The following is a 15,907-nucleotide window of genomic DNA, read 5'->3' as shown; positions in this document are numbered from 1 at the left end:
TCGAGTACCCCGAGAGATAGCATTAGATCGCTGGCGGTGCTACTGGTGGTGTCGTTTCGAGGCGATCCGTGCGCACTGATTTTGTGTTGCCGCTTTTCGTCACGCTTCGGAACGGCACGAATACGAACGTGAGGCACATGACAATGACAATTACAATGTCAATAGCAAACAAGACACTGGTCCGGCGTGATCCCGAAGAGATCTGGTCGGCGGGAAACCTCGATACGATTTCGGAGGTGTTCGCCGAGGAGTTCGTCCTGCACGACCCTGCTGCACCCGACGAGCCACGAGACCGCGACGACTACCGGGCGTACGTCGAAACCTACCGCGAGGTGTTCCCCGACGTGACCTACGAGGTCGATTCACTGGTTGCTGAAAGCGAGTTCGTTTCCCTCAGGTACACTGCCCATGGCACTCACAAGGGCGAGTTCTTCGGCATCAAACCGACCGGAACCGAGGTCTCGGTTACCGGCATGGAACTGTATCGAGTCGAGAACGGTGCCATGGTCGAACTGTGGACGAGCTACGACGTGCTGGGACTGTTCCAGCAACTGGGCGTCGTTCCGCCGGTCGACGAACTGGTACCTGCCTCGCGGGCCTAACACGCCGCGTAGAAGACGTAAATCGTCCCGTCGGGCGCGACGTGAAGGTCAAAGCCGTCGGACGCCACGTCGTACTCTTCCGTCACCGAGTCGAGTTCGACCAGCACCTCGGTCACGCCCGCCGCGAGCTCGTCCTCGTCGGTGTAGCTGTGGATGTCGCCCTCGAACGGCGACAGCGGCGTGCTGACGAGGTCGGACTGACAACTGACGTCGAATTCACTCGGACGCTCGGGGCTGTGGCTGCCGTCGCCGTACTCGTCCTCGATAAAGACGCGGTTGTGGTAGGTCGCGTACGCCATGAGCGCGTCGTCGGTGTCCAGACTATTTCCCCCTCGGTCGACTGCGAGCTGGTCAACGACCTGCGACTCGACGGCGTCGAGATCGATTCCGGCGGCTTCAGTGCTGTTTCCGGGTGCCTCTGGCGGCGTTGGTGAGCCGATCCCGGGGATGATCGACGGCGAGATAATACCGGTTCCAAACAGCAACAAGACGATGCCGATGACGCCGAACACCGGTAGGTACGGTTTGGCGACCTCGAACCAGCTCGGCGTCTCGAGTTCGGTCTCGAGTTCGTCGTAGTGCTGTTCGGTTTTCTCCAGGTTGTGTTCGCCACAGCGAGCGCAGGGCGGGTTGTTCTTGACGTGCTGGCGGCCGCAGTTCGAGCAGACCCAGACGTAGGTGGTGCCGGTGTCGACGGTCTGGATGGCCGATTGGGCGCTCTGGCCAGCCTCGTCCTGCCGGACAACTGCCTCTTCGAAGGTATTGTGTCCGCAACTGTCACAGGGAGGGTCGTTCTCGGCGTGTGGTTTTCCACACCAGGTGCACCGCCACTTCACTGGTAGGAGGGCAGGACCGCGGTGATATAAGCGTATTGAACGCGAGCGGCGTTGGCGTTGGTACTGGCGCTGCGCGTTCAGTACCGGACCGGCACGTCGTGGTCGTCGAGGTAGTCTTTCGTCTCCTCGATCGAGTACTCGTCGAAGTGGAAGATTGACGCTGCGAGACCAGCGTCCGCGCCGGCTTCCGTGAACACGTCGTACATATCTTCCGGGCCGCCACAGCCGGATGAGGCGATCACCGGCGTGTCGACAGCCTCACAGACCGCCTCCGTCAGCGCCAGATCGTAGCCGTCCTTCGTGCCGTCCTTATCGATCGAGTTGACGAACAACTCGCCAGCGCCGCGGGATTCGGCCTCCTTGGCCCACTCGATTACGTCGATTCCGGTTCCCTCGCGGCCGCCCTTCTTCGTGCACTCGAACCAGCAGGATTCGCCATCGATCTCGACGTAGTGTTCGCCGCCCTCGTCGAAGCGGCGTTTGGCGTCGACGCTGATCACGATACACTGGCTGCCGAACGCGCGCGCACCCTCGTTGATGAGTTCGGGGCGCTCGAGTGCACCCGTCGTGATCGAGACCTTGTCCGCGCCGGCGCGGAGGGTTTCTTTGATGTCCTCGGTGGTTCGGATGCCGCCACCGACGGTAAGCGGGATGAACACCTCGTCTGCGACCTGCTTGACGACGTCGAGCATGGTTTCGCGCCCCTCTGCAGAGGCGGTGATGTCGAGGAAGACGAACTCGTCGGCTCCCGACTCGTTGTACGCCTTGGCCATCTCGACGGGGTCGCCAGTGTATTGCAGGTCCTCGAAGTGGACGCCGGTGTAGACCGCCGGATTCCCGTCCTCATCGAGATCAACGTCAATGCACGGGATGATTCGCTTTGTCAGTGCCATTGCTGGTCTTGTCCGAGCCTTTGCACCCAGCGTAGTAAAGGAGACTGGATCAGGTAACGCGACCGTGTTCGGATTTGTTGGAGCAGGTCGGTCAGCGGTCCGTCAATAACGAATTCGATAGCTGTCTTTAAGGAACTGAGGCGGAAACGCAAAGGTATGGCAGACGATACGGACGACACGGAACCCGCTGCGGACCACGACTCGGCCGCAGATGTCGGCCACGACCTCGCAGCCGATCGGACGACTGCACCGATGAGTGACTACTCCTCGCGCTCGGTTGGCATCGGCTTTCTCGTCATGGTCGTCGGCGTCGTGATCTCGTTTGGGATTCCACTGGTCGCGATGGGACTGTAGGAACACGGGTGTGCCGACTCAGAGATGGTGGTCGGTGAGTTTGACAGGTAGAACGCCACTTGCCAGTGCTCACTGACTGTTCCTGTTCCTGTTCATCAACTGTTCTTCGGCACCTACCGATCGCTCTTGGTGCGTTGGTGGATCCGCGACCAGCGCGGAACACGAAAGACGAAACAGGAGACGGGTGACTGTCGGCGGCAAGCCGCGGATCGAACCGTTCGAATTGCTATCCGTCTGACACTCGGTCGATGATCGAACTGAAATTAGAAGACGTACTCGTCGTCGTGTCCCATCATTCCGTCGTCTTCGAGGCCGGTACCGCCGGCTGCTTCCTCTTCGTCCATCGGCCCGCTGGTCTTGTAGGCTTTAATGCCCGTCGAGAGGAGGTCCTCGATTGCCTCCTCACGGTTGACGAACTCGCCGCGCTCGACCATCTGGGCGATCTGCATCTCGAGGTGTTCGGGGATTGTGATCTCTACTTTCGGCATCTGATTCGGCTTTCGGTGAGGGGGTATTTAGGTTTGACGGGGACTCTGCAGCGACCGACACAACAATAGTTTTCGACTATTTTTGACGGTTCAGGTACGCGTTGATTTAGCTGAGAGGACTGTCGAGTATCGAAAGAAGCGTGTCAGTGGGTAGTCGAACGGCGTTCGAGTGTGTGAAAATCGGGAAGTCGACGGTCGGCCGGGTCGTCGAGCGTCGAGGTGTGAGCTACCAGGCTATCGGTTGCCCATCATCGAATCGAGGGCGTTCTTGATTGTGGTTCCTGGCTGCGTGATGCTGTTGAGTTGCTGGCGCATCTTCCGCTGGTTGAAGTAGCTCGCGAACGCGAGGATCGTTGGCGGCCAGAGGCCGACAAACAGTCCTCGCTCGCGGTCCCCGCGCATGAAGAAATAGTACCACGAGAGGCCGACGGACGCCGCTGCCGCGAGGAACGCGGGCCCAAGGGCCTGTTCGCCAACTGCCTCTGCTGACTCTTTGGAGACGTCCCGTTCTGTCATTTGCTGTTTGCTCGCCATACGGATATGGTCTCGACGAGACTGTACTAAGTGCTGGCGAGGGTTTCGAACGGAAGGCTCCGACTTGCCTGCGACGTGCGTCGTTTCAGACTGTTTCGACCGCGCTCCCTGCCTGGAAATCTCTGTTTTCGTCCGGCTGCTCGTACGGCCTGCTGTCATCTCTAATCCACCCACGGTGTCCCTTGCTTTTGGTTGCCGCCAGCGCGAACTGAGTCGGCCTTCCCTGTCGATGCCTGTCCGCGTGGCGTCACACCTACGTAGCTCGCCACGAAGAGTCAGCCATGACCACGGAGTCGACCGAGACGACAGACGGCGACGCCAACACGTCCGTCCGAGACGTAACCGACCTCTACCACGAGTTTGGCGACGACCGACTCCCTGCCGGCCAGCGCGAAACGACTGCCTTCCCCGTCCTTTCGAAGAGCGGCACGCCTGACTGGGACCCTGATACCTGGGAGTTCACCGTCACCGGTGCCGTCGAGACCGAACTCTCGCTGTCGTGGGGCGAGTTTCGCGACCTACCGAGTGAAACCCAGCGTCAGGACTTCCACTGTGTCACCGGCTGGAGCAAGTTCGATTGCGAGTTCACCGGCGTTCCATTCCCCGCTCTCGCCGACCTGGCCGGTGTCGACGACGACGCCGTCCACATTATGTTCTCCGCACTCGATAACTACACGACGGACCTGCCACTCGAGGACTGCATGCGCGAGGAGGTTCTGTTCGCGTGGGCGTACGATGGCGAGGCCCTCCCTGCCGACCACGGCGGCCCGCTCCGGGTCGTCACCCCGCACAAGTACGCCTACAAGGGCGCGAAGTGGGTCGACGGAGTCGAGTTCCTTACTGAACCCGAACTCGGCTACTGGGAACGACGCGGCTACTCCGAGACGGCGAACCCGTGGCAAGAGGAGCGATATAGTTAGGCTGAAGGCGCGTCGGTCCTGAACTGTGCTCGATGAATCGTACGCCGGGCGAGGGGGAACTGGCGGGAACTGCACCGTCTCACGATCGTGATCGCGATCATGATCACGACCGCACACCCCCAATCCCATCGTCCCTCTGCAGTCGGAGTCGCGAACTTACTGACGCGGCTGCGGACATCTCCTTTGGGGCACTGCTGGACGCGGATATCGATATTGACATCGGTACCGATACGGACACTGACACTGCCACTCACACCCGCCACGAGCCCCGCATCCAGTGGGCCACCCCCGACGGACTCGAGATCGTCGGCCGCGGCGTCGCCGCCCGATTCACCGCAACCGGTCCGACCCGATTCGACGACGTTCGCGAACAGGCCGCCCGAACGTTCGAGGCACTCGAGTACGACGGGCCGGCAGTGGCCCGCCCGCGAGCGTTCGGTGGGTTGTCGTTTCACGATTCGTTCGAGAGTAGTGCCAATACAGCTACAGACTCAGATACAGATAGAGAGTCGGACTCCGCCACAGACGCCACACCCACCACCGCGCCGTGGCACGGCTTCACCGCCGCCTCGTTCGTCGTTCCGCAGGTGCTCGTCGTCCGGAGCGACGAGACGACGTGGCTCACGGCAGTCAGCCTGGACGCCGACACCGCAACCCAGCGCCTAGACGACTGGCACGATCGACTGGCGGACTCGAGTTTCCCCGCGATGCGCTCGAGTGGGTCGCCGCCGGGCGTCACCGACACCGAACGGACGACCTCGCGCGCGGCGTGGGTCGAGCAGGTCGAAGACGCGATCGAGCGCATCGAGACGACGACGCTTCGGAAGGTCGTACTCGCCCAGTCGCTGTCAGTTGGGCTCGACGCCGAGATCGACGTGCCGGCGACGCTTGAACGGCTGCGACGGCGGTATCCGAACTGTTATCGGTTTTTGATCGACCACAGCCACGCTGGCTCCCACGACGCCAGCGGAACGTTCTTTGGCGCGCCGCCGGAACGACTGGTTTCGAAACGCGGAGAGCATGTCGAAACCGAGGCGCTCGCGGGCTCTGCCCCGCGTGGCGAGACACCTGAAGCGGACGAGGAGTTCGCCGACCAGCTCCGTGACTGCGAGAAGGTTCAGCACGAACACGTCCTCGTCGCGGAGGCGATCCGCGACCAGTTGACGCCGGTGACCAGCAGTCTGACGACCGACGACCAGCAGATTCGCCGGCTGGCGACCATCCAACACATCCGGACGCCGATCGAGGCGACGCTCGACGACGAGGTGACGCACGTGCTCGAACTCGTCGAAGCGCTGCATCCGACGCCCGCAGTTGGCGGCATGCCCCCGGACCAGGCCTGGGAGACGATCCACGAAACCGAGCCGTTCGACCGGGGCTGGTACGCTGCGCCGATCGGCTGGTTCGACGGCAACGGCGACGGTGAGTTCGCCGTTGCGCTCAGATCCGGCGTCGCAACGGACGAACGCGTGACGCTGTTTGCCGGAAGCGGCCTCGTCGCAGACAGTGATCCACACGACGAGTGGGACGAAGTACAGCTCAAGTTCCGGCCGATTCTGGACGAATTGCGCCCAGAGAAAGCCAGTTCGGACCAGTCCGAAACGCAGCTTGACTCGGCCGCCACCGAAACCGGTGGCGAACGACCATACCCCCGATGACGACTCACCCAAATCGCGCGACGCTCTGGGGTCGCATTCTCGTCGACGAACTCGCGGCGGGCGGGCTCGAGGCGGTTTGTCTCGCACCGGGGAGCCGGTCGACGCCGCTGACCATCGCATTCGCCGAGCACCCGGGGATTGAGGTCTTCTCGCACCTGGATGAACGCTCGGCAGCCTTCTTCGCACTCGGACGCGCGCGCCGAACCGGCGAGCCAACGGCGCTCGTCTGCACCTCGGGCACGGCGGCGGCGAACTTCCATCCCGCCGTCATCGAGGCCGACCAGGCCCGCGTCCCGATGCTCGTACTCACGGCCGACCGCCCGCCAGAGCTACGCGACAGCGGCGCAAATCAGACCGTCGACCAGCTCGACCTCTACGGTGACGCCGTCCGCTGGCACGCCGAACTCCCCGTTCCCGAAGCGAGCGAGCGAACCGTTCGCAGTCTTCGGACGAGCGCCGCACGCGCGCTCCTCGAGACGACTGTCTCCGAACCCGGCCCCGTCCACCTCAACTGCCCCTTCCGGAAGCCACTCGAGCCGATCGAAACTGACGGACTCGAGTCCGTTCCAGATGCGTTCTCCGAGACGCTTGCTGGACGCGGTCGCGACGGTGCGTTCGTCGAGACACGGGAGCTAGAGCGGGGGACGGTCAACGCCACCGATGTCGACTCGCTTCGGGCGGTACTTGAGTCGGCCGCGCGCCCGCTTATCGTCGCGGGGCCTGCGGATCCGGTGACACTGTCACTGTCTCAGCTGGACCCCGCCGACGTCGTCGCCGTCGCGGATGCGGTCGGTGCGCCGGTGCTCGCGGATCCACTCTCGAATCTTCGGTTTGGTCCGCACGTCGCCCCTGACGGATCTGCCTCCGACACGCAGCCGATCTACGGTGGCTACGACGGCTACATCGACGAACTGCCAGCACCTGACGCCGTCCTCAGATTCGGTGCCTCACCAACCTCGAAACGGCTCCGGCACTTCCTCCGAGATGCCGATACGCGGCAGTTCCTGCTTGATCCCGCTGGTGCGTGGCGCGAGGCGACGTTCACCACCACTGATCTGGTCGCTGCCGAACCTGGTGCGGTTTTCGGGACGCTAGCCGACGAACTCGTAGATACCAGTACCAGAACTAGCACCAGTACCACCAGCACTGCCGCCAGCGAGAGTGGCTGGCGAACCCGCTTCGCCGAGGCCGAACACATCCACTGGACCCACCGCGACGACGCGTGCACGGATGAGGCACTCGAGTCCACGCCGTTCGAGGGCGCGATCCTCACCTCCGTCTTCGAGGCGGCTCCGGACCCGGCGACGGTTTTCGTTTCGAACAGCATGCCGATCCGGGACGGCGACCGTTTCGGTCGCCCACGCGAAGCGGATCTCACGGTTCTCGCAAACCGCGGTGCGAGCGGTATCGACGGCATCACGAGTTCGGCACTCGGAGCCGGCAGCGCGACCGACGAGCCGCTCGTGCTCGTCACCGGCGACCTCGCGTTCTACCACGATTCGAACGGCCTGCTGGCACTGGAGCGCTGCGGCGTCGACGCAACAATCGTCCTGTTGGACAACGACGGCGGTGGAATCTTCCACAAACTCCCCGTCGAGGAGTTCGACCCGCCGTTTACGTCGCAGTTCAAAACGCCCCACGGACTCGAGTTCGACGCGCTCGCAGAACTGTACGAACTCGAGTTCGAACGCGTGACGACGACGGATTTCGAGGACGCGTATCGGCAGTCGCTCGCGAGTGAGGGAACGCAGGTGCTTTCGGTCGAGTTCGACTCGGCAGCGAGCCACCGGCGGCGCGAGGAGCTAGATGCGGCGGTTCGGGCTGCGGTCGGCGCAGATGACGACTAGCGCGTAATTTTAGAATTCTGATGTGCAGGGTCAGGGCCGCAACACCCACCAGACGGCGAGCGCATACCCGAACGGCACCCAGACACCCGCGAGCGTGAGAAAGCCGTAGATCGACAGCACGGCGATCGGAATCGCCTCGATCGTGAGAAGCGCAACTGACACGAGCAGACTCCACGAACCGAAGATGCCGGCTGCGATTCGGGGCAGTGTCAGCAGGTAGGCGACGAGTCCGAGCGTACAGACGGCGACGATTGCATTGGCACTCGTTGGAAACGTCGGCGTCAGGCTCGCATAGATGAACGCCGGGTAGAGTAACCAGATGCAGGCGAGCCCGACGACAGTCTGGTGGTCGAGCGTTCGTCCCTGCCACTCGAGTTCCACCTCGTCGTTCCAGTCGTGGACGGCATACTGAAAGTCGACATTGGTGTCGGCGTCGGCTGTACTGTCCGTCTGAGTTGCTGATCCTCCTGATTCAGGTCCTGTGCTCGTTGTTCCTGTGGTGGTTCGGGTCTGGTCGTGCTGGTGCTGTGTCTGTTTGCTGTGCTGGGTGTCGTTCGTGTGCTGACTATGGGAACCAGACCGGGATCGAGACCGAGAGCCGGCCCGAGAACTGGACCGCGACCCAGATTGGGACCGCGCCTGCTCCCGTTCAGCCTCCTGGCGAATCTCCTCGAACGACCAGTCGCGAGTCCGCCGCTGCCCCGCTCGGCGGCCGCGATTCGTCTCCTGTCTCGTTTGCTGCTCTGCTGTTGTCGCGGCGTTCGTACTCGCGTACCCTGCCTGCGTTTCGGGACCGCTATCTTGGGAGCGAGCGTATGCATCGTGCCCGAGGCGATCGTATTGCGCTCGTTCGGCCTCGTCGGTTAGCACCTCGCGTGCAGTCGAGACACGCTGGAACTGCTCGGTCGCGTCGGGGGCGTCGTTGTGATCCGGATGGGTCTCGAGGACGCGCTCGCGGTAGGCGGACTCGAGTTCGTCCTGTGTGGCGGTTGGCTCGACATCGAGCACGTCGTAGTACGTTTCACCCATCGGCTATCAGCCAGTCGTCTATCGGAGTAGAACAATATCTTGGGTGGTAAGTGTTGTTGTCCTGAATTGTTTTGTTGTTGTTCGATTGGAAGCAGTGTTCAGTTTAGACCTAGTAAACCAGATAGTGCTATATTGAATTGGGGTGCCTAGCGTTGCGAATACTAGTGAATCTATGACGAGCTCGGTGCTGTGACGGAGGTCACGAGGTGCTAACTACAAATTAGTGTTGCATGTTTTCACATAGCAAATTGGTTGGCATCCCATTACCCAAAGCCTTATACAGATCGTAGAAATACAATTTGATGTAATGGCTCAAAGCCTACCCGAACGCCTCTGGAATCGCCTTTCAAATCGTTACGAGCAAGATAGTGAGTCGGATTGCTGTGGGCCTCATATCGAAGAAATAGGATCTGAATCGAGCGGTGAATCGGATTGCTGTGGTCCCCAAACCGAAGACGTAGGTTCTGAATCAGATAGTGGATCGGACTGCTGTGGCTCTCAAACCGAAGACGTAGAATCTGCATCGGGAGCCGACGGATCGGATCGTTGCTGTGAATAATTCAACTCAGAAACACACGATATGACTGGAAACACATCACCACCGGACGACGCCTACGACGCACTTGATCGCCTCTACGATAATCCAGACGAACGAGTCGCTGACTTACAACAAATCAAACCATCTGAGCAGGACGTTACCGGCCAAGTGGACGTTTTCAAGGCCCTCGGGAATACAGATCGACTCCGAGTTCTCAATGCGCTCCGTGAATCTGAGTGCTGTGGCTGTGAGTTACAGGTAATTCTCGATGCTCCACAATCAACGGTTGCGACGCATCTCCGGAAACTGAAAGACGCAGGATTGGTCAAGTCCCGCAAGAAAGGGAAATGGAGTTATTACCGCATCGCTGACACCGCCGTCTTTGAACTCCTTGACCTCGCCAACGCGGTCCAGGAGGACGACTGAAAATGCTCTCGCCGGGTCTTTCCAGTGCACTCCTCGAGTCCTGGAACTACTTTCTTTACCTTGCTGTCATCCTCGTCCCATTGTTCATTGGCGCATCATTCCTCGTTGCGCTTGCACAGGAGTATCTTCCTCCAGAAAAAGTTGAACGGAAACTTCGCGGTTACGACGAGGGATCAGGCAACGTTGCCGCCGCTGGTCTCGGTGCGGTGACACCGTTTTGTGGCTGTTCGACTGTTCCTGTATTGGCAGGGCTGCTTCAAGCAGGTGCACCACTTGGACTGGCGTTTTCGTTCTTGCTCGCGTCGCCACTCGTTAATTGGATTGCAATCCTGTTGTTGTTCGGACTATTTGGCATCGAAATCACCGTCTGGTACGTCATACTCACGCTTCTCGCGGCAATCGTTGGCGGGCTCATCATCGGACGACTTGGGCTTACAGACTACGTGAAGGACGTTCGAATCGAGGATCAACAGGGACAAGCAGTTGCTACGGATGGCGGAGCAAACTCTTGCTGTGCTGGAGCAACGTCGACAACCACACACCGAAACCGCGTTGAGACTGCGGCCCGTGAAGCGTGGTCGTTCTTCACCGATACGGTCCCATACCTCGTTCTTGGCATGACAATCGGTGCACTCATTCATGGTGTCATCCCGGTTGAACTTCTCCATACAGTACTTGGCCAGGAGAATCCGCTTGCGGTTCCGTTAGCTGCGCTGGCAGGCGCACCTGTCTATATCAGTCTTAGTGGAATGTTACCGATCGCAGCAGCACTCAGCGACCAGGGAATTGCTATTGGAACCGTGTTGGCGTTCGTTATCGGCGGTGCCGGCGTCAGCATTCCAAATCTGGTTCTGCTAAATACGTTGTTCAAGCGCAGGCTGTTGTTCGTCTACGCGGGGACCGTCGTAACAATAGGCATACTCGTTGGTGTCGTATTCAACACCCTCATCGTTTAACCGGTACCGGATCCTCCGAGACTGGACGACGAGAACCTATATCAGGATTCGCCCCCGACAGTCGGCCAATGGTTTCGGAATGCTTCGACGCAGACCGGTGGGAGCCGGTCGACGAGTTCGACTTTCGTGATCTCACCTATCACCGCGCGGTCGACTCTGGGACGGTTCGCATCGCGTTCGACCGCCCCGACGTTCGTAACGCCTTCCGCCCGGGGACGGTCGACGAACTGTACGACGCGCTGGATCACGCAAAGCGCCAGACCGACGTGGGCTGTATCCTGCTGACCGGCAACGGCCCCTCCTCGAAGGACGGCGGCTGGGCGTTCTGTTCCGGCGGCGACCAGACGGTCCGCGGCGACGACGGCTACCAGTACACGGGTGAGGACGAGGAGAACGAGACTGCCCGCGCATCCGAGCAGGGTCGACTCCACATCCTCGAAGTGCAGCGCCTCATTCGCCACATTCCGAAGGTCGTCGTCTGCGTCGTCCCCGGCTGGGCCGTCGGCGGTGGTCACTCGCTGCACGTCGTCTGTGACATGACGCTCGCGAGCGAGGAACACGCGAAGTTTCTCCAGACCGATCCCGACGTGGCGAGCTACGACGCCGGCTTCGGCTCGGCCTACCTCGCCAAGCAGATCGGTCAGAAGAAGGCCCGCGAGGTGTTCTTCCTCGGGAAGACCTACAGCGCCGAGGAGGCCGCTGAGATGGGGATGGTCAACGAGGCGGTGCCCCACGAGGAGTTAGAGGAGACGGCGCTGGAGTGGGGCGAGCGCATCAACGCGAAGAGCCCAACGGCGATGCGGATGCTGAAATACGCGTTCAACATGACCGACGACGGCATGATCGGCCAGCAGGTGTTCGCCGGCGAGGCAACCCGACTTGGGTACATGACCGACGAGGCGAAGGAGGGCCGCGACGCGTTCGTCGAGGGCCGCGATCCGGAGTTCGACGACTATCCGTGGCACTACTGACCAGGAAATTCGGTGCTGGTGACTTCTCACATGACAATCGCAATCTTTGCCGCAAGCTACGAGCCGTGGGTACTCGAGTCCGTCCCCGAAACGATGGTGTTGTGTCGAGTTCCCGCGACTGCTCCCGTTGAAACCCGAACACGTTCTGTCGACGATAACGGTAGACTCGTCACAAAGAGTAACGTTTTGGAGCATCCGATCCAGTGGTGGTACTAGTGACGCTCCCCGATCGGTCCACGCTGTCCCGCCGGGAGTACGCCCGCTCGCTCGTCGCCGTTGGCGGCGCGACGGCACTCAGTGCGTGTCTCGACGCGAGTAGCGACGAGAACGGCGAGGAAAACAACGTTCCCTCGGGAACCGACGACCTTGACTCGCTGCCCGCTCGCCAGTACGCATGGAACGAGTTCGCGCCGCGTGACGACAACGGAAACGTCCAGCCGCCGGCACACCACGTCTTGCTCCCACTGGCGCTGACTGAGCGTGCGACCGCCAACGGAGAACCGACTGCTGACGCCCGCGAGGTCACCGAGTCCGCCCTCCGAACGCTCGAACGCGCCTACGAGTGGAGCACCGACGGACTCCTGTTCACGCTCGGCTACACGCCGGCGTACTTCGAGCGGTTCGACGAAGACCTCCCCGAGGTGGTTGATCTCCCCGAACCAGAGGCACTCACGTCACGGGAAGACCCCTCCTTCGACGAGTTCGACGCCCTGCTCCACCTCGCGAGCAATCATCCTGAGGTCGTCCTCGAAGTCGAGGAGGGACTGTTCGGCGACCAGGAGGAGCCGGAACGTAACGGCGTTGTACTCGAGTCCGATCTCACAGAAGTTTTCGAGCGCGTCGACGAGAATCGGCGAACTGGGTTCGTCGGTGATGGTCTGCCGGTGGAACACACGGATGTCGCTGGCGTCCCCGACGCGGTCCCTGAGGACGCGCCGTTTTTCATGGGCTTTCGCTCGGGATTCGACCGGACGCAGGCGAGTGAGGACCACGTGACCATCGATTCTGGGCCGTTCGCCGATGGGACGACACAGCACGTCTCCTCGATGGACATTCAGCTTGAGGTCTGGTTCGAGCAGGAGAACCACTACCAGCGCGTCTCGAAGATGTTCAGCCCCGAACACGCTGCAGAGGATCTTGTTGGTGACGTCGGCGAGGAACTTGGGGCTGACAGCGGGCTGAGTGACGAGCGGATCGAGGCGACGGCTGCGGATGCTCGACAGGAAGGGGTCGTCGGCCACGCTCAGAAGGCAGCACGCGGACGCGAGGACGGCGACCCGCCACTCTTGCGCCGCGATTTCAACACGATCGACGGCGACCGGCCGGGGTTGCACTTCGTTTCGCTCCAGCACGAAATCGAGGATTTTGTCAGAGTCCGCGAGGCAATGACGGGTGCGGATCTCGACGTTGCCTCGGCGAACAACGGGATCCTCCACTACATCTTCGTCAACCGGCGCGGGAACTACCTGCTCCCGCCGCGGGAGTTGCGCGCGTTGCCGGCGGCGAATCCGGACGCCTGATCAGACGGTCTCTCGAGAGACAAGAAACGCGAAACGTCAATGGGACACGAAACACGAGACGCGAACCAGCAGACACGACAGATACACCATGCAGGACTTCACGCCGACCACAGACGAAACCGAGATCGACCGACGAACGTTCGTCGCCCAGACGGGCGCAGCGACGGGGGTGCTCGCACTCGCCGGCTGTTTCAGCGGTGACGATGAGGAAGACGAAGACGATCCGGACGCCGAAAACGGCGACGAGAACGGTGCCGGCGAGGATTACGGCGACGGTCGGCCGACGATCGAAGTGGAGGACCCGCCGAACGCGGTCTATCTCCCGACCCACCGCGAGGCCATGCGGATGCTCGACCCGGTCGAAGCCGGCGACATCATGCTCGGACCGATGCTCTCGTATCCGCACGACTTCTGGACCATCGCGGGCACCGGCGAGGACGCCGTCGAACGTGAGAGTCCCAATAGCGGGCGCGGCGTCCACATGATGTTCACGCTCTGGGACCAGCAGACGGGAACTGTGTTGCCAGTCGACGACGGCGTTCAGATCCGCGTCTACGACGGCGACGAGCAGGTTGGGTCACCGGTCTCACCGTGGTCGATGATCTCCCAGGAGATGGGCTTTCACTTTGGCGATAACGTCACCCTTCCCGAAGACGGCACGTACACCGTCGAAGTGACGATCCCGCCGGTTTCGGTGCGAAAGACCGGCGACCTTGTGGGCCGACTCGACGAGCGCGTGAGCGCGACCTTCGAATTCGAGTACGATGACGAGTTCCGCCACGAGGTTATTGGCGGCGTCCAGTATCTCGACGAAGCGGAGTGGGGCGACCGTGGCGCGCTGGAGCCGATGGATCACGGTGATCACGGTGAGCATGGAGGCCACGATGGTCACGACGATCACGACCACGAGGATGAACACGACGACGGCCACGACCACGGCGATCACGACGGTCACGAACAGGACCACGGGGACGAGCATGATCACAACGGCCACGACGACCACGCACACGTCCCTTACTCCGCTCTCCCCCAGGTCGAGGAGTACGACGGCACGATTCTGGCTACCGCCGACGACGAGTCTGGTGCCGACGGCGTTCCAACCGACCACGACTCGCTCCCACGGAGCGACGACGCGGCGATCCTCGCAGCGCTGTTCGAGGACGGGTCCGCGGACGCGGAACGACTCTCTGACGACGGAGATGGAGACGTTACCGCTGGCCAGTACCTCCTCGTCTCCCCACGAACGCCGTACAACCGTGTCCCGCTCGCCGACGCCGCACTTAGCGTCACCGTCGAGCGCGGCGACGACACAATCGCCGGTCCTGACGCGGTGCTCGCGGAAACGCTCGATAGCGAGTACGGCATCCACTACGGACTGGTGGTCAACGATGCACAGATCGAAGCCGGTGACTCAGTAACGGTCACGATCGACTCACCACCGCAGGTCGCGCGCCACCAGGGGTACGACACAGCCTTCCTCGAGATGCCCCCGGTTGAGTTCACCGTTCCCGAGCAATGACGGCGCTACACTCGAGTGCAGTGACTGACGGTGACGGCGACGGCGATGGCGACGACAATGGCAGGCGGCGCGAGCTCCGCGTTGCCACCCTCGTCGCCGCGTGCTGTCTCGCCCTCGTGGCCGTCGCGTTCGTCCCCGCACCCGTCGGTGCCGGCGACAACATCGCCAGCTTCTGGTTCAATCCGGAAGACACCGAGGCTGCCGCCGGTGACACGCTCGAACTCGAGCTCGTCGCGAGTACCCACGGCGACCTCGTGGGTGACGGCGTCGACGAACTGGCGGCGACACTCGAGTACAACAGCGAGATCTTCACAGTCACAGCGATCGAGCACGAGCGGATGCTGGCTGACGGCGATTCGGCTGTCGAGATACACGAGCACGAGGAAATTGACGAGGATTCGGGGGCGGTGACGATCGAGCAGGAGCGCGAGCCGTCGGGTGACGGTGCGCGGACGACGGGGCCGATGGCAACGGTTACGTTCGAGGTTGCGTCGGATGCCCCGAGTGGCAACGAGACGATCGAGATTACTGATGCAGAGGCGATTCTCATTAGTGACTACCCGCAGGGGACCTTTGACCGTGACGCGCATGTGCAGATCGATGGCTCGGCTGCGGCGGGTGCGAGTGACGCAGACGGCGTCCCCGGCTTCACGGGTATTGCTGCACTCGGCGTACTGGCTGCGCTCGCGCTTGCGGCAGTTGTGAAACGCCGCGACTGACGGTAGCTGACGTGTTGCGCAGTGTCGCGGCCGATACTCACGGTATGGGGCTTCCCCACGCGGTCGGCTGCAATGCCAACGTTGACACTCTTTCGAG

General features: G+C 61.7%; 16 protein-coding genes. 11 read left to right on the top strand and 5 right to left on the bottom strand.

What is annotated here, in order from left to right:
- Positions 1-155: 155 nt before the first annotated feature.
- Complete coding sequence (locus C482_RS10775) at positions 156-602, top strand: ester cyclase (RefSeq protein WP_152421996.1); 447 nt, start codon at positions 156-158, stop codon at positions 600-602.
- On the opposite strand, the gene C482_RS10770 is transcribed toward C482_RS10775, so the two are convergent.
- Together C482_RS10770 and hisF are read right to left on the bottom strand one after the other, a co-directional pair.
- Positions 599-1,438 carry a Zn(II)2Cys6 transcription factor domain-containing protein gene (locus C482_RS10770; protein ID WP_006167651.1) on the bottom strand — a complete coding sequence of 280 codons (840 nt, stop codon included), beginning with the start codon at positions 1,436-1,438 and terminating at the stop codon, positions 599-601. The two genes, C482_RS10775 and C482_RS10770, sit on opposite strands and share 4 nt — an antisense overlap.
- Before the next feature lie 77 nt (positions 1,439-1,515).
- Positions 1,516-2,331: an imidazole glycerol phosphate synthase subunit HisF gene (gene hisF, locus C482_RS10765; RefSeq protein ID WP_006167650.1), complete on the bottom strand. Its 816-nt coding sequence runs from the start codon at positions 2,329-2,331 to the stop codon at positions 1,516-1,518.
- A gap of 156 nt (positions 2,332-2,487) precedes the next feature.
- Between hisF and C482_RS10760 the strand changes: the two genes are divergently transcribed.
- Positions 2,488-2,685, top strand: a complete 198-nt coding sequence (locus tag C482_RS10760; protein ID WP_006167649.1) for a DUF7550 family protein — start codon at positions 2,488-2,490, stop codon at positions 2,683-2,685.
- 263 nt (positions 2,686-2,948) lie between these two features.
- On the opposite strand, the gene C482_RS10755 is transcribed toward C482_RS10760, so the two are convergent.
- Together C482_RS10755 and C482_RS10750 are read right to left on the bottom strand one after the other, a co-directional pair.
- Positions 2,949-3,173: a ribbon-helix-helix domain-containing protein gene (locus C482_RS10755; RefSeq protein ID WP_004215841.1), complete on the bottom strand. Its 225-nt coding sequence runs from the start codon at positions 3,171-3,173 to the stop codon at positions 2,949-2,951.
- Between the two features lie 234 nt (positions 3,174-3,407).
- Positions 3,408-3,707 (bottom strand): hypothetical protein, encoded by a 300-nt coding sequence (locus C482_RS10750; RefSeq protein WP_006167648.1) that lies wholly within the window; start codon positions 3,705-3,707, stop codon positions 3,408-3,410.
- Between the two features lie 281 nt (positions 3,708-3,988).
- Between C482_RS10750 and C482_RS10745 the strand changes: the two genes are divergently transcribed.
- The 3 genes from C482_RS10745 to menD are packed head-to-tail and all read left to right on the top strand — an operon-like array spanning position 3,989 to position 8,132.
- The gene (locus C482_RS10745) at positions 3,989-4,627 is read left to right on the top strand and encodes a sulfite oxidase-like oxidoreductase (protein WP_006167647.1); all 639 of its coding nucleotides are present in this window, start codon (positions 3,989-3,991) and stop codon (positions 4,625-4,627) included.
- Between the two features lie 32 nt (positions 4,628-4,659).
- Positions 4,660-6,285 (top strand): isochorismate synthase, encoded by a 1,626-nt coding sequence (locus tag C482_RS10740; protein ID WP_006167646.1) that lies wholly within the window; start codon positions 4,660-4,662, stop codon positions 6,283-6,285.
- Positions 6,282-8,132: a 2-succinyl-5-enolpyruvyl-6-hydroxy-3-cyclohexene-1-carboxylic-acid synthase gene (menD, locus tag C482_RS10735; RefSeq protein ID WP_006167645.1), complete on the top strand. Its 1,851-nt coding sequence runs from the start codon at positions 6,282-6,284 to the stop codon at positions 8,130-8,132. The genes C482_RS10740 and menD overlap by 4 nt, the downstream gene beginning before the upstream one ends.
- A gap of 30 nt (positions 8,133-8,162) precedes the next feature.
- Here menD and C482_RS10730 read toward each other — a convergent pair whose 3' ends face one another.
- The gene (locus C482_RS10730) at positions 8,163-9,161 is read right to left on the bottom strand and encodes a DnaJ domain-containing protein (RefSeq protein ID WP_006167644.1); all 999 of its coding nucleotides are present in this window, start codon (positions 9,159-9,161) and stop codon (positions 8,163-8,165) included.
- A gap of 580 nt (positions 9,162-9,741) precedes the next feature.
- Between C482_RS10730 and C482_RS10725 the strand changes: the two genes are divergently transcribed.
- The 6 genes from C482_RS10725 to C482_RS10695 all read left to right on the top strand — a co-directional run bounded on the left by C482_RS10725 (position 9,742) and on the right by C482_RS10695 (position 15,810).
- Entirely contained in the window at positions 9,742-10,125 is a 384-nt protein-coding gene (locus C482_RS10725) for an ArsR/SmtB family transcription factor (RefSeq protein ID WP_006167643.1), read from the top strand.
- 2 nt (positions 10,126-10,127) lie between these two features.
- The gene (locus tag C482_RS10720) at positions 10,128-11,081 is read left to right on the top strand and encodes a permease (protein ID WP_006167642.1); all 954 of its coding nucleotides are present in this window, start codon (positions 10,128-10,130) and stop codon (positions 11,079-11,081) included.
- Positions 11,082-11,149: 68 nt separating this feature from the next.
- Positions 11,150-12,052, top strand: a complete 903-nt coding sequence (locus C482_RS10715) for a 1,4-dihydroxy-2-naphthoyl-CoA synthase (RefSeq protein WP_006167641.1) — start codon at positions 11,150-11,152, stop codon at positions 12,050-12,052.
- A 215-nt stretch (positions 12,053-12,267) separates the two neighbouring features.
- Entirely contained in the window at positions 12,268-13,572 is a 1,305-nt protein-coding gene (locus tag C482_RS10705; protein ID WP_049896633.1) for a DUF7405 family protein, read from the top strand.
- 88 nt (positions 13,573-13,660) lie between these two features.
- On the top strand, positions 13,661-15,091 hold the full coding sequence (locus tag C482_RS10700) for a DUF7350 domain-containing protein (protein ID WP_006167638.1): 1,431 nt from the start codon (positions 13,661-13,663) through the stop codon (positions 15,089-15,091).
- Positions 15,088-15,810: a hypothetical protein gene (locus tag C482_RS10695; RefSeq protein WP_006167637.1), complete on the top strand. Its 723-nt coding sequence runs from the start codon at positions 15,088-15,090 to the stop codon at positions 15,808-15,810. The genes C482_RS10700 and C482_RS10695 overlap by 4 nt, the downstream gene beginning before the upstream one ends.
- Positions 15,811-15,907 lie beyond the last annotated feature (97 nt).

The organism is Natrialba chahannaoensis JCM 10990 (genome assembly GCF_000337135.1).
Taxonomy (GTDB): Archaea; Halobacteriota; Halobacteria; order Halobacteriales; family Natrialbaceae; genus Natrialba; species Natrialba chahannaoensis.
The sequence above is the reverse complement of the archived record's forward strand: the minus strand, read 5'-3'. Positions and strand labels throughout refer to the sequence as shown.

Coding starts and splice junctions, on each gene's coding strand:
- menD (WP_006167645.1), top strand. CDS start 6,282: ATGACGACTCACCCAAATCGCGCGACGCTCTGGGGTCGCATTCTCGTC.
- C482_RS10700 (WP_006167638.1), top strand. CDS start 13,661: ATGCAGGACTTCACGCCGACCACAGACGAAACCGAGATCGACCGACGA.
- hisF (WP_006167650.1), bottom strand. CDS start 2,331: ATGGCACTGACAAAGCGAATCATCCCGTGCATTGACGTTGATCTCGAT.
- C482_RS10775 (WP_152421996.1), top strand. CDS start 156: ATGTCAATAGCAAACAAGACACTGGTCCGGCGTGATCCCGAAGAGATC.
- C482_RS10695 (WP_006167637.1), top strand. CDS start 15,088: ATGACGGCGCTACACTCGAGTGCAGTGACTGACGGTGACGGCGACGGC.
- C482_RS10750 (WP_006167648.1), bottom strand. CDS start 3,707: ATGGCGAGCAAACAGCAAATGACAGAACGGGACGTCTCCAAAGAGTCA.
- C482_RS10740 (WP_006167646.1), top strand. CDS start 4,660: ATGAATCGTACGCCGGGCGAGGGGGAACTGGCGGGAACTGCACCGTCT.
- C482_RS10755 (WP_004215841.1), bottom strand. CDS start 3,173: ATGCCGAAAGTAGAGATCACAATCCCCGAACACCTCGAGATGCAGATC.
- C482_RS10725 (WP_006167643.1), top strand. CDS start 9,742: ATGACTGGAAACACATCACCACCGGACGACGCCTACGACGCACTTGAT.
- C482_RS10730 (WP_006167644.1), bottom strand. CDS start 9,161: ATGGGTGAAACGTACTACGACGTGCTCGATGTCGAGCCAACCGCCACA.
- C482_RS10745 (WP_006167647.1), top strand. CDS start 3,989: ATGACCACGGAGTCGACCGAGACGACAGACGGCGACGCCAACACGTCC.
- C482_RS10720 (WP_006167642.1), top strand. CDS start 10,128: ATGCTCTCGCCGGGTCTTTCCAGTGCACTCCTCGAGTCCTGGAACTAC.
- C482_RS10715 (WP_006167641.1), top strand. CDS start 11,150: ATGGTTTCGGAATGCTTCGACGCAGACCGGTGGGAGCCGGTCGACGAG.
- C482_RS10760 (WP_006167649.1), top strand. CDS start 2,488: ATGGCAGACGATACGGACGACACGGAACCCGCTGCGGACCACGACTCG.